Genomic DNA, 19,966 nt, shown 5'->3' on the forward strand with positions numbered 1-19,966 from the left:
GCAGTGCATCGCCTCCCCGACGGAGCGAGCGCGCACGAACGGCGGCAGGCGCTTCGTCGCGGCAGTCTTGGAGCCTTGAGCAGGCGGATGACGCTCATCGGCATCGGCCATGCGGGCCGGCGATGTCGAAGATTCAATGGCGGACAGACCAGCCGCGGGCCCGGTCGGCGCCGGCGCCCGAAAACAGGAACATGGCGGTTCGCGGCGGCGCGACGACCACCCCGGCCGCGCGCCCGCTTCGCGAAACGCGACGGTGATGAGGCTGCCTGTCCAAGCGGGTGCGGACATCCTTGTGTCCCCTGGCGGCTCCGGGCCGATACCCGGATGCCGTTCGAACCCTAGCGGCGTCAGGCCCGCGGAAACGCGTTGCGAATCACACAACCGCATCGGGAATGGCACGGGCTGCCCGTCCCGACGCCAGCATCAGAAGGCAGCGTTATGAAGTCGGGCGATGCGTCGCCAGCTCGACGGCTAGCACCGACCCGGTCAGCCGCGTCGAGACCGGACGACAGGCGCCGGCACGATGCTTCGCTACCGCTCTCGTCAAAGCGGTCTTGAAAGTAAGCAGGAAGATGCGCGAACTGCGGCCAATGCCACCGGTTCCAGCAGGATTCGATTGGGCTTTACCCAGACGCGCTGCGAACGTGGCCGCGCATGTCCGAACGGCAATAACGCATCGGGGCCTTGCCGCGCTTGCGGCAAGGCCCCGGTCGTAAGAGCAATGGCCCGATGGGCTCAGCGCCGACTCATTCCCACTCGATCGTCGCCGGCGGCTTGCCGCTGATGTCGTAGACCACGCGCGAGACGCCACGCAGTTCGTTGATGATGCGGTTGGAGACCGTGCCGAGGAAGTCGTATGGCAGGTGCGCCCAATGCGCGGTCATGAAGTCGATGGTCTCGACCGCGCGCAGCGCGATCACCCATTCGTAGGCGCGGGCGTCGCCGACCACGCCGACCGATTTCACCGGCAGGAACACCGCGAAAGCCTGGCTGGTCTTGTCGTACAGGCCGGCCTTGCGCAGTTCGTCGATGAAGATGTGGTCGGCCTTGGCCAGCAGGTCGGCATATTCGCGCTTCACTTCGCCGAGGATGCGCACGCCCAGACCCGGGCCCGGGAACGGATGGCGATAGACCATCTCGCGCGGCAGGCCGAGTTCGACGCCGAGGCGGCGGACTTCGTCCTTGAACAGCTCGCGCAGCGGCTCGACCAGGCCGAGCTTCATGTGCTCGGGCAGGCCGCCGACGTTGTGGTGGCTCTTGATGACGTGGGCCTTGCCGGTCTTGCTGCCGGCCGACTCGATCACGTCGGGATAGATCGTGCCCTGCGCCAGCCACTTGGCGTTGGCGAGCTTGTTCGACTCTTCGTCGAAAATATCGACGAACAGGTTGCCGATGATCTTGCGCTTGGCTTCCGGGTCGCTGACCCCGGCGAGCTTGTCGAAGTAGCGGTCGGCCGCGTTGACCCGCACCACCTTGACGCCCATGCCGCCTTTATCGGCTTCGTTGGCGAACATCGCCATGACCTGGTCGCCTTCGTTGTAGCGCAGCAGGCCGGTGTCGACGAACACGCAGGTCAACTGATCGCCGATGGCCTTGTGCAGCAGCGCGGCGACGACCGAGGAATCGACGCCGCCGGACAGGCCGAGGATGACCTCGTCGCTGCCGACCAGGGCGCGCACGCGCTCGATCTGGTCCTCGATGATGTGCGCGGCCGTCCACAACGTCTGGCAGCCGCAGATGTCGACCACGAAGCGGCGCAGCAGGGTCTGGCCCTGCTTGGTGTGGGTGACTTCGGGATGGAACTGCACGCCGTACCAGCGGCGCGCGTCGTCGGCGAAGGCGGCGACCGGGATGCGGTCGGTCTTGGCGGTGACGGTGAAGCCTTCCGGCGCCTTGGAGACGTGGTCGCCGTGGCTCATCCACACGTCCAGGCGCGGCGGCGAGCCCGGGTGGTCCTTCAAACCGTCGAACAAACGGCAGTGGGCGACCAGCGACACTTCGGCGTGGCCGAATTCGCGTTGGTCCGCGGCCTCGGTTTCGCCGCCGAGCTGCTTGGCCATGGTCTGCATGCCGTAGCAGATGCCGAGGATCGGCAGGCCGGCGTCGAAGACCTGCTGCGGCGCGCGCGGCGAGCCCTGCTCGGTGGTCGACTCGGGGCCGCCGGAAAGAATGATGCCCTTGGCGCCGTACGCGGCGATTTCGGCCGGATCGTGGTCCCAGGCCCAGATTTCGCAGTACACGCCGAGTTCGCGGATACGGCGTGCGATCAGCTGGGTGTACTGCGCGCCGAAGTCGAGGATCAGGATCTTGTCGCTATGGATATCGTGGCTCATCGGGACTCGAGGCTCGGGACTCGGGACTCGGGATCCGTCATCCGCTTGTTACGGCGATGGCCGAGTGCGACGAAGCGCACCCGGCCACTGGATTGCAGTGCTCTGCTTTGCCGGGTCCCGAGTTCCGAGTCCCGAGTCCCGGCAACTAGTCAGCCGGCGCGATAGTTCGGCGGTTCCTTGGTGATCTGCACATCGTGGACGTGGCTTTCGCGCGCACCGGCGTTGGTGATGCGCACGAAGCTGGGCTTCTTGCGCATGTCCTCGATGGTCGCGCAGCCGACATAACCCATCGTCGCTCGCAGGCCGCCGGCCAACTGGTGGACCACGCCGTGCAGCGGGCCGCGGTACGGCACGCGGCCTTCGATGCCTTCGGGCACGAGCTTGTCGGCGTCGGAGGCGTCCTGGAAATAGCGGTCCTTGGAGCCCTGCTCCATGGCGCCGAGGCTGCCCATGCCGCGATAGCTCTTGTAGCTGCGGCCCTGGAACAGTTCGATGTCGCCCGGGGCTTCCTCGGTGCCGGCGAACAGGCCGCCGACCATGACCGTGGAGGCGCCGGCGACCAGCGCCTTGCCGATGTCGCCCGAATAGCGGATGCCGCCGTCGGCGATCAGCGGGATGCGGTCCTGCAGGGCCTCGGCGACCATCGCCACCGCGGTGACCTGGGGCACGCCGACGCCGGCGACCACGCGCGTGGTGCAGATCGAACCGGGACCGACGCCGACCTTGACCGCGTCCGCACCGTGGTCCATCAGCGCCAATGCCGCGTCGCCGGTGACGATGTTGCCGCCGATGACCTGCAATTGCGGGAAGCGGGTCTTGACCCACTTGACCCGGTCGAGCACGCCCTGCGAATGGCCGTGCGCGGTATCGACCACGACCACGTCGACGCCGGCCGCGGCCAGGGCCTCGACCCGCGCTTCGGTGTCGCCGCCGACGCCGACCGCGGCGCCGACCAGCAGCCGTTCGGCGCTGTCCTTGGCGGCGTTCGGGTTGTCGGTCTTCTTCTGGATGTCCTTGACCGTGATCAGGCCGCGCAGCTCGAAGCCCTCGTTGACCACCAGGATCTTCTCGATGCGGTGACGGTGCAGCAGCTGCAGCACTTCGTCGTCGCTGGCGCCTTCCTGCACCGTGATCAAGCGGTCGCGCTTGGTCATGATGTGGCGGACCGGGTCGTCGAGCTTGGTCTCGAAGCGCATGTCGCGGCTGGTCACGATGCCGACCAGCTGGCCGCCGTCGACCACCGGCACGCCGGAGATGTTGCGCGCACGGGTCAGCTTGAGCACTTCGCCGATGGTCGTTTCCGGACCGACGGTGAACGGCTCGCGGATCACGCCGGCCTCGAACTTCTTGACCTGGGCGACCTGCGCGGCCTGGGCTTCCAGGCTCATGTTCTTGTGGATGATGCTGATGCCGCCGAGCTGGGCCAACGCGATCGCGAGGCGGGCCTCGCTGACGGTGTCCATCGCCGCCGACAGGATCGGCAGGCGGATCGACAGGTCGCGGGTCAGGCGGGTCGAGAGGTTTACGTCCTTAGGCAGGACGATCGAATGCGCGGGGACGAGGGACACATCGTCGTAAGTAAGCGCTTCAGCCTGGATGCGCAGCATGGGCGGGCCCGGGAGGATGAAGCGCGCCATTGTATCCCGTTCCGGGCCTCCGGCGCTCGCCTGCGCATGGAATTGGGCGTTCCGCGGTCAGGACGGCATTCAGGCGCGGGGGGCTCTGCCGATGGCGCCGCGACCTGCAAGCGGCTTGCGCCGCTCCTACCCTTGACCCACGGGGGCTCAGGCGTCGGCGGCCTCGGCCGCTTCCAGGGTGTTCTGCATCAGGGTCGCGACCGTCATCGGCCCGACCCCGCCCGGCACCGGGGTGATCCAGCTGGCGCGCTGGGCTGCGGCGTCAAAGCCGACGTCGCCGACCAGGCGGCCATCGTCGAGGCGGTTGATGCCGACATCGATGACCACCGCGCCCGGCTTGACCCATTCGCCCGGGATCAGTTGCGGACGCCCGACCGCGACCACCAGGATGTCGGCGCCGCGCACCGAGGCCTCCAGGACTTCGGGCGGGGTGAACTTGTGGCAGCTGGTGACGGTGCAGCCGGCGATCATCAGCTCCAGCGCCATCGGCCGGCCGACGTGGTTGCTGACCCCGACGATGGTCGCGCTCTGCCCGCGCACCGGGCGGTCGGTATAGCCCAGCAAAGTGGTGATGCCGCGCGGCGTGCACGGGCGCAAGCCGAACTGGCGCAGGACCAGGTGGCCGACGTTTTCCGGGTGGAAGCCGTCGACGTCCTTGCGCGGGTCGATGCGGTGGATCAATGCGGTAGCGTCGCGGCGGTCCGGCAGCGGCAACTGGACCAGGATGCCGTGGACCTCGGGGTCGGCGTTCAGCCGGTCGATCAGGGCCAACAACTGCTCGTCGTTGGTATCGGCCGGCAGGTCGTAGTCGATCGCACGGATCCCGACTTTCTGCGCGGCACGGCGCTTATTGCGCACGTAAACGCTGGAGGCCGGGTCGTTGCCGACCAGCACCACCGCCAGACCCGGCCGCGACTGGCCCGCGACGATGCGCGCATCGACCTGTGCCTTGAGGTTGTCGAGCAGATCCTCGGCGATGCGCTTGCCGTCGAGGATGCGGGCCGGATGCGCCGAAAGGGGTGTGGACGTCATGCGAGGTCGGATGCGCTGCGGTAGAGTCGAAGCCGCGCATTATCCCCTATTCCCACCCGCGTTTTTTGCCGGGTCACCGCGAGCGCCGCCATGAGCCACACCCCGCCCCCCGACCATCCCCCGCAGGACCACGAAACCCTGGCGATCGAGGCCGCCGCGTTCCGGCGCCTGATCGCCCACCTGATGCACGAGCGCAGCGACGTACAGAACATCGACCTGATGATCCTGGCCGGCTTCTGCCGCAATTGCCTGGCCGACTGGTACCGCGAAGCCGCCGAAGGCCGCGGCATCGCCATGAGCAAGGACGAAGCCCGCGAGGCGGTCTACGGCATGCCGTTCGCGCAATGGAAGGCTCAGCACCAGAAAGACGCTACTCCGGAGCAGTTGGCCGCCTTCGAGGCCGCGCAGAAGCAGCACGGCTGATCCTGCTTCGGCGGCGCCCGCCGCCCGCTTTTCTTCGGCCGCCCGCTTTTAGGGCAGGAGCGGCGCGAGCCGCGACCAAACGAAGCGACGAACGCAAGCGCAATGACCGGAGCCGAAACATTCCGGCTCCGCACTGCGCAGCCGGGTTTCGGACAGTGGCGTGGCATTAAACCTCTTCGTTCGGTCGCGGCTTGCGCCGCTCCTACCCAAGAGCAGCGACAACCTGTCCCGGGCCGTTGCCGTTGCCGTTGCCGTTGCCGTTGCCGAGATTTTGATCCGCTTTGCTTTGTAGCTTTGCCGGTCAAGAGCAGACCCGTAGGGCGGCCCGCATGGATGCGGGCCGTGCGCAAGCAGGCCATGGATGGCCTGTCTGGAGCATCCCTGCGTCGGCTTCGATCGTGCGGGCTTGTGCCCTTGCAAGGAGAGCCCTTTTCTTTGGTTAGCTTTGACCGAAGGAACTCCCTGTGGGACTTTTGGGCCAGCAAAAGAAAGTAACCCGGCCGCGTCAGCGGACGGAAGCTTTGCTCTTGCTTGTGGCTTCACGCTCAGCAAGATCAAGATCAAACGCCAAAAGCTTCCGCCACTAAAGCGGCGGGTTACTTTCTTTTGTCTAAAGCAACAAAAGAAAGCTAACCAAAGAAGTTGCTTTGTTTTGAATCACAGGCCCGCACGAGCGATACCGACGCGGGGATCTACATACGGGACATCCTTGTCCCGATGAAAAACGGCGCGCATCCCTGCGCGCCGCCCTTCGGGTCTTCTATTGCCTTCGCTAGTGCGAGGCGGCGCCCAGCAACAGCGACCACAATGGCAATGACCAAGACCAAGACCAAGGCGTCGGCATCGAAATTAGCGGCGCGAACTTGGAGCCCCGCGGTAGCGGCTTGCGCCGCTCCTACCCTCGCGACGGCGCGCCGCTTCGATGAGCGGCATCGGCGGTGTGGCCTCTGCGCATCCCGCGGTCGCGGCTCACGCCGCTCCTACAGGGAGACTGGCGCTTATTGCTGCTGCGGCCGCACTCCCGACGCATTCGGATTCGGGCAACGCGGGACGCCCGAGCCCACTACGCACTGCACGCAACAGCCCTGCGGGGTCGGCGCCGGGGGCGCCATCTGCGGGGCGTACAAGGGAATCGCCGGGGCGAGCTGGGCCAGCGAGGCCTCGGGCTTGAGCTTGAGCAGCACGGCCCAGTCCAATTTGTTCATGTCGCAGGCCGAGGCGGTGTCGGGCGAACACTCGACCTGGGTCTCGCTGCGGCGGGGCAAGGGCCAGAATTCGCCGTTGCGGTTCACCGCCATGATCCGCATCGTCGCGCCCTGCTGGACGTTGCCGCCGATCAGATAGCCCTTGCCGTCGTTGTTCGGATTGATCGCGACGACGATGTCACAATGCATGTTGAGCGAACCGTTCGCGCCATCGAGTGCGGCGACCAGGCCTTCGTAACCGTAGACGCGGTTGCCCGAACGCACCGCGCACAGCAGGTCGCCCACCGCCGGCCGCGCCGTGCTCGGGTCCAGATACTGGAACGGGCTCTGATCGGGCGTGCGGTAGGCGTCGCGAACATAGTCGTAATGACTCGCCGACGGCCGGAAACCGGGGACCGCGGCTTTCATCAGCACGTAGGACACGAACGCGGCCGACCAGGGGTTGTCGACCAGGAAGGCGCGGCAGGCCACCGCCGGATAGCTGCCGCCGTAGGGGTCGTTGCATTCGTTGGCGCCGGCGAAACCGGCCATGCGCTGGAGCAGGCCGGTGTCGCGCCAGTAGCTGACGGTACGGCGCCAGGTCTCGGTGGCGCCGTCTTCGAGCCGGCTGGTCTCGGCTTCGCTGAGGGTCGCACTGGCCAGCCGCCCCTGCACGTCGATGAAGGGACGGAACCATTGCAGGTTCTCGGTACAGGCGGCCGCGGCGATGCGGGTGGCCGCATCCGGTGCCGTGGTCTGCGCGCGCAACGCCGGACAGGCGTCGGCGGCGACGGCGGCGCCCGCCGACAGCCACAGACAGGCGAATACGAGCGAACGGAACATCGGCACTTACTCCAGGACGGTGCCGGCTCCAGGACGGTGGCCGGGCGGCACGGCGAAACGACGGTACGGTCCGTCGAACGACGACGCCGCGTGGGGAGGCGGCATGATCGATCAATCGGCCGCCCTTGCCCAGCCTATGGATCGTCTGTGCAAGTCGTGTGATAGCCGCAGCGCTGGCGAGAAACCGACATCGCGGGTTATCGTCGCCCGAATCGCACCGTGCGCCCGCAATCCATCGCCCGCGCTCCCTTGCCCGCCTCGGAAGGCCCCGTATCGATGGCTCGTAATCCGCGTCTGCTCCCATCCGTCACCATGCTCGCCGGCGTCGCCGCGGCCGGTTATCTCAGCGTCTGCGGCTGGCTCTACTTCAAGCAGCGCGATTTGCTGTATTTCCCCCAGAACACGCGCCTGGGCGTGGCGATGACCGACTACACGGTCAAGCACGGCAGCGTCGTGCTGCGCGGTTGGCGGCTCAATTCCGGCCAGGGCAAGGCGCTGATCTATTTCGGCGGCAACGCCGAACGCATCGAGAACATGCGCGAGTCCCTGGCGCAGTGGTTCCCGGACCGCACCATCTACCTGGTCTCGTACCGCGGTTTCGGCGCCAGCGACGGCCGCCCCGAGGAATCGGCGCTGTTCGCCGATGCGCTGGCGGTGTTCGATCAGGTCGCGCGCGAACACCCGGGGCAGCCGGTCGCCGTGGTCGGCCGCAGCCTCGGCAGCGGCGTCGCTAGCTACGTCGCCGGCCATCGCCCGGTCGAACGCCTGGCGTTGGTGACGCCGTTCGACAGCCTGCGCGAGACCGCGCAGGCGCACTACCGCTGGCTGCCGACGCGTTGGCTGGTCAAGGACCGCTACGACTCGGTGACCCACCTGCGCAGCTATTTCGGCCCGGTCCTGGTGGTGCGCGCGACCGCCGACGACGTCATCCCGGCGCCGAACACCCAACGCCTGATCCACTCGCTGCAGACCCGGCCGCAAGGCGTCGACGTGGTGCAACTGGAAGGCGCCGACCACCACAACATCGGCACCTACCCGGCCTACGGCGACTCGCTGCGCGAGTTCATGGACTGAGGACGCGGCCATGCAGCGACGCGCGATTCATCCGACCGCAGTCTCGTACGCGCAGGCGTACGAGATCGGCGACTTCAAGCGGATGCTGTTCGTCAGCGGCCAGATTCCGCAAAGCGACGACGGTGCGCTCGCGGACGATTTCGACGGCCAATGCCGCCAGGCCTGGGCCAATGTCGCCCGCCAGCTGGCGGCCGCCGGCATGGATTACAGCCATCTGGTCAAGGTCACGACCTTTCTGACCGATCGCCGCCATCGCCAGCGCAATTACGAGATTCGCCACGAACTGCTCGGCGAGCACGCGCCGGCGCTGACCGTGATCATCACCGGCCTGTACGAAGAAGGCTGGCTGGTCGAGATCGAGGCGATCGCCGCCGACTGAGCCTTACCGCATCCGGCACAGATCGCCGAAGGCGCGTACCAATGCGGTGCGATGCAAGTCATCCAGGCGATGATGCCGCGCGGCAAGCCGCTGCGCGCGATCGCTCCGCAGCACGCAAGCCTCGCTTTGCGCTTCTTGCATGGCAGGCGCAAGCGCATCCAATAGTTCGACGTTGAGGCGATCCAGGCGCTCGCGCACCGGCCCCAGGTCGACCGCGGCGGACGGTCGATGCGCAGGCTCGGCCAGCAAGCGGTACTGGACCAGCTTGTTGGCCTCCATCTGGGCCTTGAAGAAGGCCGTCGCCTGGGCCTGGGTCAGGCCGTGCGCGGCGGCTTGCGCGCCGAGGCGTTCGAGTTGCTCGCTTTCGCGTGCGGCGTCCTCGACCGGCTTGCCGGAGTGGCGCTTGCTCGCCGCGACGGTGTCGGCGAGCAGCAGGCGCTGTGCGCTGAGCTCGGCGAGGCGCGTCAGTGCCGGCGCGACCGGTTCCTTCGCGCCTAGCGTGCCCCAACACACCGCCAGAGCCAGGGCGATCGCCGCGACCTCAGTGCGCACTGCAGAACGCCTGATAGTCGATATAACCCGGGAACTCGCGACCCGCCGCGCACACCGGGCAGTCCGGGTCCGGCGCCAGCCGGGTTTCGCGGAAACGCATGCCCAGGGCGTCGAAATGCAGCAGGCGCCCGGCCAGGGATTCGCCGAGCCCCAGGATCAGCTTGATGACTTCGGTGGCCTGGACCAGCCCGACCACGCCCGGCAACACCCCGAGCACGCCGGCCTCGGCGCAGTTCGGCGCCGCTTCCGGCGGCGGCGGTTCGGGGAACAGGCAGCGATAACAGGGACGCACGCCGCGCTGACGGCCGGCGTCGAACACGCTGACCTGCCCTTCGAAGCGATGGATCGCGCCGTAGACCAAGGGCTTGGCCTGCTTCACGCAGGCATCGTTGAGCAGATAGCGCACCGGAAAATTGTCGGCGCCGTCGAAGACCACGTCGGCGCCTTCGATCAGCCGCTCGACGTTATCGGCGCTGATGCGCTCGGCGAAGGTTTCCACGCGCACGCGCGGGTTCAAGGCCGCCAGCGCGATCCGCGCCGATTCGACCTTGGACACGCCGATGCGATCCTCGGTGTGCAGGATCTGCCGCTGCAGATTGCTGCGATCGACCACGTCGTCGTCGGCGAGCACCAGGGTGCCGATGCCGGCCGCGGCGAGATAGAACGCCGCCGGCGAGCCCAGGCCGCCGGCGCCGACCATCGCCACGCGCGCGGCCTGCAGCTTGCGCTGCCCGGCCTCGCCGACTTCGGGCAGGCGCAGATGGCGCGAATAGCGGTCGTAGAAATCGCGTTCCTCGTCGGACTGTTCCAGCACCGCGAGCGGCAAGCGTTCGACGATCCAGCGCGAGGTACCGCCCTCGACCGAGGCCACGCGCGCATACCCGGCTTCGATCAAGCTTTGCGCGGCGCGCAGCGAACGCGCGCCGGATTGGCAGATCAACACGATCTCGGCGTCGCGGTCGGGCAAGTAGGTTGAGGGCTCGGATTCGAGTGCGTCCTTGGCGATGCCGCGGGCGTGTTCGGCTTGGCCGCCGGCACGTTCGTGGGCCTCGCGCACGTCGATCAGGACCGCGCCGGCCTGCTGCCGCCGACGCGCTTGCTCCGGTGAAATCTGTTCGATGCTCATGCGCGGATTATCCGCTTTCGGATGCCCATGCGCAGGCGGATCGGCCACGCCTGCGGCGACGCTGTGTTGCGCGGGCCGTCAGTACGGCAGGACTTCCATCACCGCGCCCTCGGCCAAGCTCTGCGGCCCCTCGGCGACCACCATCAAGGCGTCGGAATCGGCCGCGGCGCGCAGGCGGTGCGAACCGGTGGCCGGGTTCGGGTCGACCCGCAGCACGCCTTCGTCGTCGCTGAACAACCGCGCGCGAATGAACTCGCGCCGCGGATGGGTCTTCTCGATCGACCCGACCAGGCGCGCACGGAACCGCGGGCGCGCCTCGCTGCGACCTTGCAGGCCGTCGATGAGGGCGCGGCCGAAGGTCATGTAGGTCGCCATCACCGAAACCGGGTTGCCGGGCAACCCCAACATGCGCGCCTGGTCCATGCTGCCGAACAGCAGCGGCATGCCCGGGCGCATCTTCACCTTCCACAGATGGATGCGGCCGAACTCGCGCAACACCGCGGGGATATGGTCCTTTTCGCCGGCCGAGACCGCGCCGCAGGTGAACACCAGGTCAAAGGCGCAGGCCGCGTCGCGCAAGGCGATCTCGACCTGCTTCGGATCGTCGGGCAAGCGCGGCCATGCGGTCGGCTCCAGGCCGTCGGCACGCAGCAGGCCCATCAACAGATCACGGTTGCTGTCGTAGATCTGCCCCGGCTGCAGGCTCATGCCGGGCTCGACCAGTTCGTCGCCGCTGGTGAACACCGCGACGGTCGGTTTGCGCCGCACCCGCAGCGAGGACAGGCCGAGCGAAGCCGCCAGCGACACCCGCGCCGGAGTCAGCAGCTGTCCGGCGTGCAGGACGCGCTCGCCTTCGCGCACGTCTTCGCCGGCGTAGCGCACGTTCTGGCCGGGCGCGGTGCGCGGCACGCTCACGTGCTCGCCATCGACGGCGACGTTCTCCTTGATCGCCACCGTGTCGGCGCCGGCCGGCAGCGGCGCGCCGGTGGTGATGCGCACGCACTCGCCGGCACCGAGGGACCAGCCGCCATCGAGGCCGGCGAACTGCTCGCCGATCAGGCGCAGCACGCTCTGCTCGCCGCTCAGATCGGTATGGCGAAAGGCGAAACCGTCCATCGCACTGTTGTCGAACGGCGGCAAGGACAGCGGCGCATCGACGTCGCCGGCGAGCACGCGGCCGTGGCAGCGCGACAAGGCCACGGTTTCGGCTTCGAGCCGGTGCGCGGCGACGACTTCGGCGACGATCGCCATCGCTTCGTCGAATAACAGGCCGGTCGGGAAATCGCTCATGGGGGTATCGCTCGCAGGGATGACGGATCAGCGGCCCGGCGCGTCGTCGGCGACGAAGCCGTGGGCGAGCAGATCCTCGGGGCGGTTGAGGTTGCCGAAGCGTAGGCCATCCAGGCGCAGCGCCGCCATGCCGAGTCCGGCCTGCAACTCGCGCACCGCCAGGCGCCGTTGCGCGAAGGCCTGGGCCAAAGCCATGCGCAGGGCCGCCACCGGCCACAGCGCGAACAAGGGCTGCGCGCCGTCGTCGTCCACCGCGTAGGCGCCCTGCCCGTGCTGCGCGGCGATCAGCGCCGGCAACAGTCGCCCGTCGATCGCCACCGCATCGACCGGCAAAGTGAACAACCACGGCGTGGTACAGGCCGCGGCCAGGGCATCGAGGCCGCCGAGCGGGCCGAGATCGGGGGTGGTATCGGCGACCGCATGCACGCCGAGAGGGCAATAGCGTTCGAGGTCGCGATTGGCGCTGACCCACACCTGTGCGACCTGCTCTCGATACAAACGCGTCAGGCGCAGCACCTGCGCTTCGCCGTCGCGGCGCAGCCAGGCCTTGTCGAGGCCGCCCAGGCGCGAGGCGCGGCCGCCGGCGAGGAGGCCCAGGCTGAGGTCGGCGCGTGTGCACTGCATGGCCTGTCCTCGCCTCTCCTGGATCTTCTCGCGGGCCGCAGCCGCGGCCGGGAGCTTACTTGCCGCGCTTGACGTGGCGGATCAGGCGCTTCTTCTTCGCCACCTGACGCTCGGTCAGCACGTTCTTCTTGCCTTCGTAAGGATTGCTGCTGTCCTTGAAGAAGAAGCGGATCGGCGTACCGACCAACTTGAAGCGCTTGCGGAAGAAGTTTTCCAGATAGCGCTTGTAGGTATCGCCGAGCGTGCGCAGACGCGTGCCGTGGACGACGAAGGTCGGCGGGTTGAGGCCGGCCGGATGGGCGAAGCGCAGCTTGGCCACATGCCCGCGCACGACCGGCGGCGGATTGGTCTCGTAGGCCACTTCCATGGCCTTGGTGACTTCGCTGGTGCCGATCTCGGTGGTCGCCGAAGCGTGCGCACGATGGATCGCGCTGAACAACTCGCGCAGGCCGGAACCGTGCTTGGCGCTGATCCGCACCTTCTCGGCCCATTCCACGAACGCCAACTTGCGCATCAACAGGTTTTCGGTCTGCTGGCGCTGGTATTCGGTTTGCCCGTCCCATTTGTTGACCGCGACCACCAGCGCGCGGCCGGAGTCGAGCGCATAACCGAGCACGCTGGCGTCCTGGTCGGTCACGCCTTCACCGGCGTCGAGCATGACCACCGCGACCTGGCAGTTCTCGATCGCCTGCAGGGTCTTGATGATCGAGAACTTCTCGACCGCTTCCTCGACCTTGGACTTGCGGCGCACGCCGGCGGTGTCGACCAGGCGATACAGACGGCCGTCGCGCTCCATGTCGACCGCGACCGAATCGCGCGTAGTGCCCGGCACTTCCGAGGCGATCATGCGTTCTTCGCCGAGCAGGCGATTGACCAGGGTCGACTTGCCGACGTTCGGGCGGCCGATGAAGGCCACGCGTACGCGCGAGGGGTCGTTGTCGAGTTCGCTGGTGGTGCCTTCTTCCGGCAGACGCGCGAACACTTCGGCGAGCAGTTCGTCGATGCCCTGGCGGTGCGCGGACGACACCGCGACCGCATCGCGGATGCCGTAGCGGGCGAAATCGTTGACCGCGGCGCGGGCGTCGAGGCCGTCGGTCTTGTTGACCACCAGCAAGGTCGGGCGCGCGGTCTTGCGCAGCCAGGCCAGGATCTCGTCGTCGAGCGCCGAAGCGCCTTCGCGGCCGTCGACCAGGAACAGCACCAGGTCGGCTTCCTCGGCGGCGGAGCGCGCCTGGCGCGCGGTCGCGCCGGCCAGGCCCTCGTCTTCGCCGGCGATGCCGCCGGTGTCCACGACCGCGAACGGGCGCTGGCCCTCGGGCCGGCACACGCCGTAGTGGCGATCGCGGGTGACGCCGGGCTCGTCGTGGACGAGCGCGTCGCGGCTGCGGGTGAGCGCATTGAAGAGGGTGGATTTTCCGACGTTGGGACGGCCAACGAGGGCGACTAAGGGAAGCATGTGTTTGAAGCCGAAATGGGGAATGGGGAGTCGGGAATCGAAGGCGCGCGGCTGTGGACAGCGGCGTCGGCCCAGGAATCGATCGGCGCGAGGCTGCCGAAACAGGCGCCATAGTGCCAGAGCGGGCGCGAAGACGCTTTCGCCCAGGCCCTCGCCGGTTCCCGAGAGCGCCCGGGCGCGGGCATTGGGGACCTGCAGACACCGACTCTTGGGTGCCGACAGGGGTATCGATCAAACGAACGGCCCGGTACGGCTTGCGCCGCCCGGGCCGCGAGTGTCCGCAGGACACGAGAGTCGGGGCTGGGCCCGCTCCCGATTCGCGGTCTTACTGCAACTTGAACGCGGTCAGCTCGCCTTCGACGTTCTGCACGATCAGCACGCCGTCGGCGACCACCGGGGTGGCGCGCAGCAGCTTGCCGCCGACGCGCGCACGCGCGGCGAACTCGCCGTTGTCGAGCTTGAGCCAGTGCACGTAGCCGTCGAAATCGCCGACCACGGCGTAATCGCCCTGCACCGCCGCGCCGGTCAGGCTGCGACGCGCCAGGCCGGGCTGCTGCCACAGCGCGCTGCCGCCGGCCTTGTCGAGGCCGAACACCAGGCCGGTCGGGTCGCTGACGACCAGACGGTCGCTGCCGACGCCGAGACGGCCGACGCCACCGTGTTCGCTGACCCACATCGGCCGGCCGCCCTGGGCGTCGATCGCGATGGTCTGCTTCTTGAAGCTGCTGGCGTACAGGGTGGTGCCTTCGAGCACCGGGGTGCCGTCGATGTCGGCCATGCGGTCGAGTTCGCTGCGGCCTTCCGGCTGCGCGACCGGCAGATCCCACATCGGGCGGCCGTCGGTCGCCGACAGCGCGCTGACCGTGCCGTCGTCGTTGCCGACGAAGACGAAGCCCGGGCCAAGCACCGGCGAGCCGTTGCCGCGCACGGTCAGCATCGGCACTTCATGCACCCAGAACCAGCGGCGCTCGCCGCTGGCGGCGTCGAACGCGGTAATGCGGCCGTCGTTGGAACGCACGAACACCATGCCCAGGCCGATGGTCGGCGCGGCGATGACTTCGTTGGAGACCTTGGCGGTCCACTTCTGCTCGCCGCTGGCCGCGTCGAGCGCGATCACCTCGCCGTCGAGCCCGCCGATCACGACCAGGCCGTCGCCCACGCCCGGACCGCCGGACAGACGGATGTCCTTGTCCTTCTTGTCCTTGTCGCTGCGCATGGGCTGGAAGTGCCAGACCTGCTTGCCGGTCTGCAGGTCGTAGGCGTGCACGCCGCCCTTGACCGCCGCGGCGTAGACGCGGCCGTCGGCCACCGCCGGGCCCTGGCGAACGCCGATGCGCTCCTCGCCCTTGCCGGCATTGGCCGACCAGATCTTGTCGACCTTGACGCTCGGGGCGATGTCGGTGAGCTCGGTCGGCTCGTTGGGCTTGCCGTCGTCCTTCTTGCCGCCGCCGAACCAACCCTTGATGGTCGTGCAACCGCTGAGCGCGAAAGCGCACAGCACGAGCGCGGCGGTATTGCGGACGGCGGGGCGGCCGGAGAACCTGTTTTCAGCGGACTTCATCAAGACTTGGCCTCGGGCTTGGCCGGCGTGCCGCCGGCTTCGGTGAGCTTGAGTTCGAGCAGGCGGCGACGCGGCGAGGCCTCGTCGAGCTTGCCGAGCGCGGTGCCGTAATCGGCCCGGGCGAGATCGTGCTTGCCGAGCGCGAACTGCGCGTCGCCGCGCACTTCGATCGCCATCGGCGAGCTCGACTTGTCGAGCAACTTGATCGCTTCGGCCGGCTGTTTGGCGTCGATCAGCAAGCGCGCCAGGCGCTGCTTGACGATCTCGGCGATCGCGGCGTCCTCGGTCTTGATCCCGCGCAGGGTCGCGATCGCGGCGTCGCGCTGGTCGGCGTCGACCTGCGACTTGGCCAGGTCGAGCGAAGCCAGGGTCTGGTACATGCCCGCAGGCAGCGCCTTGACCTTGGCCGCGCCGGCCTTGTCCTTCGCCTGTACCGCATCGACCGCGGTCTGATATTCGGTCGCGGCCTTGCCGTGGGTTTCGAGCTGGTGGTTGCCCCACCACTTCCAGCCGCCGATCGCGGCCAGACCCAGGGCGATGCCGCCGATCAGGCCGGCACCGTTGCTGCGCAACCAGGCCAGTACCCGTTCGCTTTGTTCGTGTTCGTCGAGCAGATCGTCTATCGCCATGAGTACGCCGTAGGCCGCCGTGCTAGGTCCTCGCCCGCAAGGGCGAAGCCGAAGTCAATGAGGACCGGCCCGCAACGCGGGCCGGTGATGGTCGCGAACCCGCAGCGCGGATCAATTAGACGCTGGCGCGAGGGAACCGTCAGAGGATAGCGTAAAGCGCGCCACGCTTCCGCGGCTGAACGGCGCCAGATCGACCGACTCGCCGGTCTTGCGGACTTCCACGCCGGAGACGTTGCCGAGCTTGACGTAGGCGACCTCGCCCAGGTTGTAGCTGCGGGTCTGACCGGCCTGGACGGTGCCCTCGTCGAGCACCCGGCCGTCGGTTCCGCGCACTTGCATCCAGCTTTCGCCGGTGAAATTCAGGGTCAGGGTCTTGCTGGCCTGGATCTGCGACAGCGCCGGGGTCATCGAGGCGACCAGCGGGGTGCGCTGCGGCGGTGTCGACGCGGCTGCGGGCGATTGCGCGACCAAAGCCGCGCCGTGTTCGGCACCGGCCGGGTTCGCCGGCATTTCCAGCGATTGCACGTTGCCGCTGTTGGTCAGGTGCGGGCGGGTGGCGATCACCACCGGCACGGCGATCGCCGCGGTCATCACGATATAGATGGCGCGGCGGGTGGTCTGTTCGAACACGCGGCGATAGCGCGGCGTGTGGGTATGGCTGATCAGTTCGGACGGCGCGGTCGAGGCGAGCGGCGTGCCGCTGAGCTGGCCTTCCAGATCGATGCCGACCAGACGCGCGTAGCTGCGCAATTGGCCGCGCACGAACACCGGCGCACCGGCGCTGCCGGTGTCGTCGTTCTCCAGCGATTGCACTACCCGCGACGGCATTTTCAGCCGTGCCGCGACGTCTTCGATGGACAGCCCCGCTGCCTCGCGGGCCTGTTTCAGACGCGCGCCACAGCTTCCGCCGCCTTCAGGCGCGAATTCGTTCGACTGCATCTTCACCTACCGCCATCCCCCGTTCCGGAGCCCTGCGCGTCAGGGAACTCCGCCCTCATTCGCTGAACGTATCTTGCGGCGGCAGCCATGTCGCCGAGTTTTTGTTCGATCTGTGACGCAGTCATCAGCGCTTCAGCGGTGATTGGCTCAACGGCCAGCCGGCGTTCAGAAAAGGCCCTCGCCTCGAAGGCGTTGCCCAGACGCAGCTGCCGCTTGGCCATCGCACCGAGCGCCATGGCATTGGTCGGATCGAGCGAAATCGCCAGACGCAGGTCGCGATCGGCGCGATCGCCCTGCCCCAGCGTGTCGGCGCACGCGCCACTGTTGGCCAGCACCACCGCCGGGGTCCCGTAGCGCGGATCGGCCAGCGCCTTGTCGAACCAGGTCAGGCCCTCGCTGGCGCGGTTGTTCGCGCACAGCCAGACGCCGTAGTTGTTGAGCGCGGCGCCGCGGCCGGGCGCCAACTCGGCGGCCTTGCGGTAATGGGCGCCGGCCTGGGCGTTGTTGCCGTCCTGCTCGGCCATCACCGCCAGCAGGCTGTAGGCCTCGGCCGATTTCGAATCGAACTGCAGGGCCTGCTTGATCTCGGAGCGGGCCTTGTCGCGGTCGCCGGCCATCAAGTGGCTCTGCGCCGACTGGATGCGGCCGAGCGCGCTGGCTTCGCCGCCCGAACCGCCGCCGCGCTTGTCGCCGATGTCGTACTCGACCGCCGTCTGCTTGAAGCCTTTGCGCTCCATGTTCGGGCGGATGAAGCTGAGCCGGTTGCAAGCGCTGGCCGCCAGCACGACGACGGTCAGCAGGACGATGCTGCGTACGGCGCGGACGCGCGGCGCAGCGGGACGAGGGTTCGACGCTGTGGTACGCAGAAACTCAGGCAGCGGCATCGCCGACATCCTGGTCGAGGCCTTGGGCTTGCAGTTGTTTGCGGAATTCGGCCTGACGCCGGGTCCGATCCATGACCTGGCCCTTGAGCTGGCCGCAGGCCGCGTCGATGTCGTCGCCGCGGGTGCGGCGCACCGGCGCGATCATGCCGGCGTCGTTAAGCAGTTTCTGGAAGGCGCGGATCGCGGTCTCGTCCGGCCGCTCGAAGCGAGTGCCGGGGAACGGGTTGAACGGAATCAGGTTGACCTTGGCGGCATCCTTCATCTGCACCGCATTGTCGAACTGGCGCAGCAGACGGACCAGCTGGCGCGCATGGGTCGGCTGATCGTTGACGCCCTTCATCAGGGTGTACTCGAAGGTCACCGAGGTGCCGCGCTTGCGCAGCGCGTAGCGCACACAGGCATCCATCAGTTGCTCGATCGGGTATTTCTTGTTGAGCGGCACCAGCTCGGTGCGCAGCTCGTCGTTGGGCGCATGCAGCGACACCGCGAGCGAGACGTCGCTGACTTCGCCGAGCTTGTCGATCATCGGCACCATGCCGGCGGTCGACAGCGTCACCCGCTTGTTGGCCAGGCCGTAGCCGAGGTCGTCGCGCATGATGCTCATCGCGCGCACGACGTTGTCGAAATTCATCAGCGGCTCGCCCATGCCCATCATCACCACGTTGGTGAGTTTGCGCTGCTGGTGCGGGACGTTGCCGAGGTGACGCGCCGCCACCCAGACCTGGCCGATGATCTCGGCGGTCGACAGGTTGCGGTTGAAGCCCTGGGTCGCGGTCGAACAGAACTGGCAGTTCAACGCGCAGCCGACCTGCGAGGACACGCACAGCGTGCCGCGGCCCTTGTCGGGGATGTAGACCGCCTCGATCGCGTTCTTCGCGTCCATGCCGAGCAGCCACTTGTGGGTGCCGTCGGTGGAGGGCTTGTCGTAGATGACCATCGGCGCGCGCACTTGCGCATGCGCCTCGAGCTTGCCGCGCAGGGCCTTGCCCAGGTCGGTCATGTCGTTGAAGTCGGTGACGTAGCGGTGGTGGATCCACTTCATCACCTGGTGCGCGCGATAGCGCTTTTCGCCCAGCGTCTGCTCGAAGAAATCCTCGAGTTGCACGCGGTCGAAATCGAACAGGTTGGTCTTGCCGTTGTCGGGCACGACGGCGCCGGCCGAAGCCGGCGCCGCCGCATTACCGACCAGCACGCTCGGTATCGCGTTCGATACCGGGGTGCCGGCGACATCCGCGCGCGCGGCAGCGGTTTCCTTCGCCTGCTCGCTGGCGGCTGCGGGAAGATCGTTTGCGTTGTCGCGGATGTCGTTCACTGTCGTGCTCTAAGGTTTCGCTTAGCGCGCGTAGACGTCGGTCGCCGGGAAGAAGTACGCGATTTCGATCGCGGCGTTCTCCAGGCTGTCCGAACCGTGCACGGCGTTGGCGTCGATGCTGTCGGCGAAGTCGGCGCGGATCGTGCCCGGCGCTGCGTCCTTCGGATTGGTGGCGCCCATCAGCTCGCGGTTCTTGAGCACGGCGTTGTCGCCCTGCAGCGCCTGGATCATCACCGGACCGCTGATCATGAACTCGACCAGGGCGGCGAAGAACGGACGCTCGCGGTGCACGGCGTAGAAACCTTCGGCTTCCTGCTTCGAGAGGTGCTTCATCTTGGCGGCGACGACCTTCAGGCCGGCCTTCTCGAAACGGGTGTAGATCTCGCCGACCACGTTCTTGGCAACGGCGTCGGGCTTGATGATGGACAGGGTGCGCTCCAGCGCCATGGAAAGTCTCCGGGTAGGCGGGCCGCTTTACGGTCGGCCCGAGAATAACAGAAAACCCGCGACGGGACGCGGGTTTAGCCGATATGGCTGCGGTAATTCTAACGGAATAATCACTTGGTTTACATCCTCCGCCGCCGCTCTCGCCGGCCGCCCGGCGGGCGTCGGCGGGACCGAGATTGACGATTTCGGGGACCCGGACTAGCATCAAACAAGCGTTTGATTCAGGCCGTCGCGACGGTCG

Annotated in this window: 18 protein-coding genes; 3 read left to right on the forward strand and 15 right to left on the reverse strand. The window is 67.7% G+C overall.

Translation table 11 applies throughout. The features are described 5' to 3' along the window. Positions 1-746 precede the first annotated feature (746 nt). The 3 genes from guaA to folD form a co-directional block, all read right to left on the reverse strand. Positions 747-2,333: a glutamine-hydrolyzing GMP synthase gene (guaA, locus tag ACTOWK_RS00310; protein WP_441328244.1), complete on the reverse strand. Its 1,587-nt coding sequence runs from the start codon at positions 2,331-2,333 to the stop codon at positions 747-749. 149 nt (positions 2,334-2,482) lie between these two features. Beyond that, the gene (gene guaB, locus ACTOWK_RS00315) at positions 2,483-3,940 is read right to left on the reverse strand and encodes an IMP dehydrogenase (protein ID WP_441328638.1); all 1,458 of its coding nucleotides are present in this window, start codon (positions 3,938-3,940) and stop codon (positions 2,483-2,485) included. A gap of 177 nt (positions 3,941-4,117) precedes the next feature. Then, complete coding sequence (gene folD, locus ACTOWK_RS00320; RefSeq protein ID WP_441328245.1) at positions 4,118-5,002, reverse strand: bifunctional methylenetetrahydrofolate dehydrogenase/methenyltetrahydrofolate cyclohydrolase FolD; 885 nt, start codon at positions 5,000-5,002, stop codon at positions 4,118-4,120. Between the two features lie 90 nt (positions 5,003-5,092). Between folD and ACTOWK_RS00325 the strand changes: the two genes are divergently transcribed. Further along, positions 5,093-5,425, forward strand: a complete 333-nt coding sequence (locus tag ACTOWK_RS00325) for a DUF1244 domain-containing protein (protein ID WP_441328246.1) — start codon at positions 5,093-5,095, stop codon at positions 5,423-5,425. Positions 5,426-6,423: 998 nt separating this feature from the next. Here ACTOWK_RS00325 and ACTOWK_RS00330 read toward each other — a convergent pair. Further along, positions 6,424-7,452, reverse strand: a complete 1,029-nt coding sequence (locus tag ACTOWK_RS00330) for a DUF2272 domain-containing protein (RefSeq protein ID WP_441328247.1) — start codon at positions 7,450-7,452, stop codon at positions 6,424-6,426. 276 nt (positions 7,453-7,728) lie between these two features. On the opposite strand from ACTOWK_RS00330, the gene ACTOWK_RS00335 reads away from it, so the two are divergent. Next, positions 7,729-8,526, forward strand: a complete 798-nt coding sequence (locus ACTOWK_RS00335; protein ID WP_441328248.1) for an alpha/beta hydrolase — start codon at positions 7,729-7,731, stop codon at positions 8,524-8,526. 10 nt (positions 8,527-8,536) lie between these two features. After that, entirely contained in the window at positions 8,537-8,905 is a 369-nt protein-coding gene (locus tag ACTOWK_RS00340) for a RidA family protein (protein WP_441328249.1), read from the forward strand. 3 nt (positions 8,906-8,908) lie between these two features. Here ACTOWK_RS00340 and aroQ read toward each other — a convergent pair whose 3' ends face one another. The 11 genes from aroQ to ndk form a co-directional block, all read right to left on the reverse strand. Continuing rightward, entirely contained in the window at positions 8,909-9,457 is a 549-nt protein-coding gene (aroQ, locus tag ACTOWK_RS00345) for a gamma subclass chorismate mutase AroQ (protein WP_441328250.1), read from the reverse strand. Continuing rightward, complete coding sequence (gene moeB / locus ACTOWK_RS00350) at positions 9,447-10,583, reverse strand: molybdopterin-synthase adenylyltransferase MoeB (protein ID WP_441328251.1); 1,137 nt, start codon at positions 10,581-10,583, stop codon at positions 9,447-9,449. The genes aroQ and moeB overlap by 11 nt, the downstream gene beginning before the upstream one ends. 78 nt (positions 10,584-10,661) lie before the next feature. Next, positions 10,662-11,873: a molybdopterin molybdotransferase MoeA gene (locus tag ACTOWK_RS00355; RefSeq protein ID WP_441328252.1), complete on the reverse strand. Its 1,212-nt coding sequence runs from the start codon at positions 11,871-11,873 to the stop codon at positions 10,662-10,664. 27 nt (positions 11,874-11,900) lie between these two features. Further along, on the reverse strand, positions 11,901-12,497 hold the full coding sequence (gene mobA, locus ACTOWK_RS00360) for a molybdenum cofactor guanylyltransferase (RefSeq protein WP_441328253.1): 597 nt from the start codon (positions 12,495-12,497) through the stop codon (positions 11,901-11,903). A gap of 55 nt (positions 12,498-12,552) precedes the next feature. Beyond that, on the reverse strand, positions 12,553-13,953 hold the full coding sequence (der, locus tag ACTOWK_RS00365; protein WP_441328254.1) for a ribosome biogenesis GTPase Der: 1,401 nt from the start codon (positions 13,951-13,953) through the stop codon (positions 12,553-12,555). A gap of 325 nt (positions 13,954-14,278) precedes the next feature. Continuing rightward, positions 14,279-15,514, reverse strand: a complete 1,236-nt coding sequence (bamB, locus tag ACTOWK_RS00370; protein WP_441328255.1) for an outer membrane protein assembly factor BamB — start codon at positions 15,512-15,514, stop codon at positions 14,279-14,281. After that, positions 15,514-16,143 carry a YfgM family protein gene (locus ACTOWK_RS00375; RefSeq protein WP_441328256.1) on the reverse strand — a complete coding sequence of 210 codons (630 nt, stop codon included), beginning with the start codon at positions 16,141-16,143 and terminating at the stop codon, positions 15,514-15,516. The genes bamB and ACTOWK_RS00375 overlap by 1 nt, the downstream gene beginning before the upstream one ends. A gap of 111 nt (positions 16,144-16,254) precedes the next feature. After that, on the reverse strand, positions 16,255-17,082 hold the full coding sequence (locus tag ACTOWK_RS00380) for a helix-turn-helix domain-containing protein (protein ID WP_441328639.1): 828 nt from the start codon (positions 17,080-17,082) through the stop codon (positions 16,255-16,257). Positions 17,083-17,084: 2 nt separating this feature from the next. After that, entirely contained in the window at positions 17,085-17,966 is an 882-nt protein-coding gene (gene pilW / locus ACTOWK_RS00385) for a type IV pilus biogenesis/stability protein PilW (RefSeq protein ID WP_441328257.1), read from the reverse strand. Beyond that, a complete protein-coding gene (gene rlmN / locus ACTOWK_RS00390) occupies positions 17,953-19,158 on the reverse strand; it encodes a 23S rRNA (adenine(2503)-C(2))-methyltransferase RlmN (protein WP_441328640.1) in 1,206 nt (401 codons plus the stop codon). Before rlmN ends, pilW begins: the two co-directional genes overlap by 14 nt. 141 nt (positions 19,159-19,299) lie before the next feature. Next, positions 19,300-19,725 carry a nucleoside-diphosphate kinase gene (gene ndk, locus ACTOWK_RS00395; protein ID WP_031371654.1) on the reverse strand — a complete coding sequence of 142 codons (426 nt, stop codon included), beginning with the start codon at positions 19,723-19,725 and terminating at the stop codon, positions 19,300-19,302. Between the last annotated feature and the right edge of the window lie 241 nt (positions 19,726-19,966).

Origin of the sequence: Lysobacter sp. CA196, from assembly GCF_052078695.1 — a bacterium.
Taxonomy (GTDB): Bacteria; Pseudomonadota; Gammaproteobacteria; order Xanthomonadales; family Xanthomonadaceae; genus Lysobacter.

Coding starts and splice junctions, on each gene's coding strand:
- guaA (WP_441328244.1), bottom strand. CDS start 2,333: ATGAGCCACGATATCCATAGCGACAAGATCCTGATCCTCGACTTCGGC.
- guaB (WP_441328638.1), bottom strand. CDS start 3,940: ATGCTGCGCATCCAGGCTGAAGCGCTTACTTACGACGATGTGTCCCTC.
- folD (WP_441328245.1), bottom strand. CDS start 5,002: ATGACGTCCACACCCCTTTCGGCGCATCCGGCCCGCATCCTCGACGGC.
- ACTOWK_RS00325 (WP_441328246.1), top strand. CDS start 5,093: ATGAGCCACACCCCGCCCCCCGACCATCCCCCGCAGGACCACGAAACC.
- ACTOWK_RS00330 (WP_441328247.1), bottom strand. CDS start 7,452: ATGTTCCGTTCGCTCGTATTCGCCTGTCTGTGGCTGTCGGCGGGCGCC.
- ACTOWK_RS00335 (WP_441328248.1), top strand. CDS start 7,729: ATGGCTCGTAATCCGCGTCTGCTCCCATCCGTCACCATGCTCGCCGGC.
- ACTOWK_RS00340 (WP_441328249.1), top strand. CDS start 8,537: ATGCAGCGACGCGCGATTCATCCGACCGCAGTCTCGTACGCGCAGGCG.
- moeB (WP_441328251.1), bottom strand. CDS start 10,583: ATGAGCATCGAACAGATTTCACCGGAGCAAGCGCGTCGGCGGCAGCAG.
- ACTOWK_RS00355 (WP_441328252.1), bottom strand. CDS start 11,873: ATGAGCGATTTCCCGACCGGCCTGTTATTCGACGAAGCGATGGCGATC.
- mobA (WP_441328253.1), bottom strand. CDS start 12,497: ATGCAGTGCACACGCGCCGACCTCAGCCTGGGCCTCCTCGCCGGCGGC.
- der (WP_441328254.1), bottom strand. CDS start 13,953: ATGCTTCCCTTAGTCGCCCTCGTTGGCCGTCCCAACGTCGGAAAATCC.
- bamB (WP_441328255.1), bottom strand. CDS start 15,514: ATGAAGTCCGCTGAAAACAGGTTCTCCGGCCGCCCCGCCGTCCGCAAT.
- ACTOWK_RS00375 (WP_441328256.1), bottom strand. CDS start 16,143: ATGGCGATAGACGATCTGCTCGACGAACACGAACAAAGCGAACGGGTA.
- ACTOWK_RS00380 (WP_441328639.1), bottom strand. CDS start 17,082: ATGCAGTCGAACGAATTCGCGCCTGAAGGCGGCGGAAGCTGTGGCGCG.
- pilW (WP_441328257.1), bottom strand. CDS start 17,966: ATGCCGCTGCCTGAGTTTCTGCGTACCACAGCGTCGAACCCTCGTCCC.
- ndk (WP_031371654.1), bottom strand. CDS start 19,725: ATGGCGCTGGAGCGCACCCTGTCCATCATCAAGCCCGACGCCGTTGCC.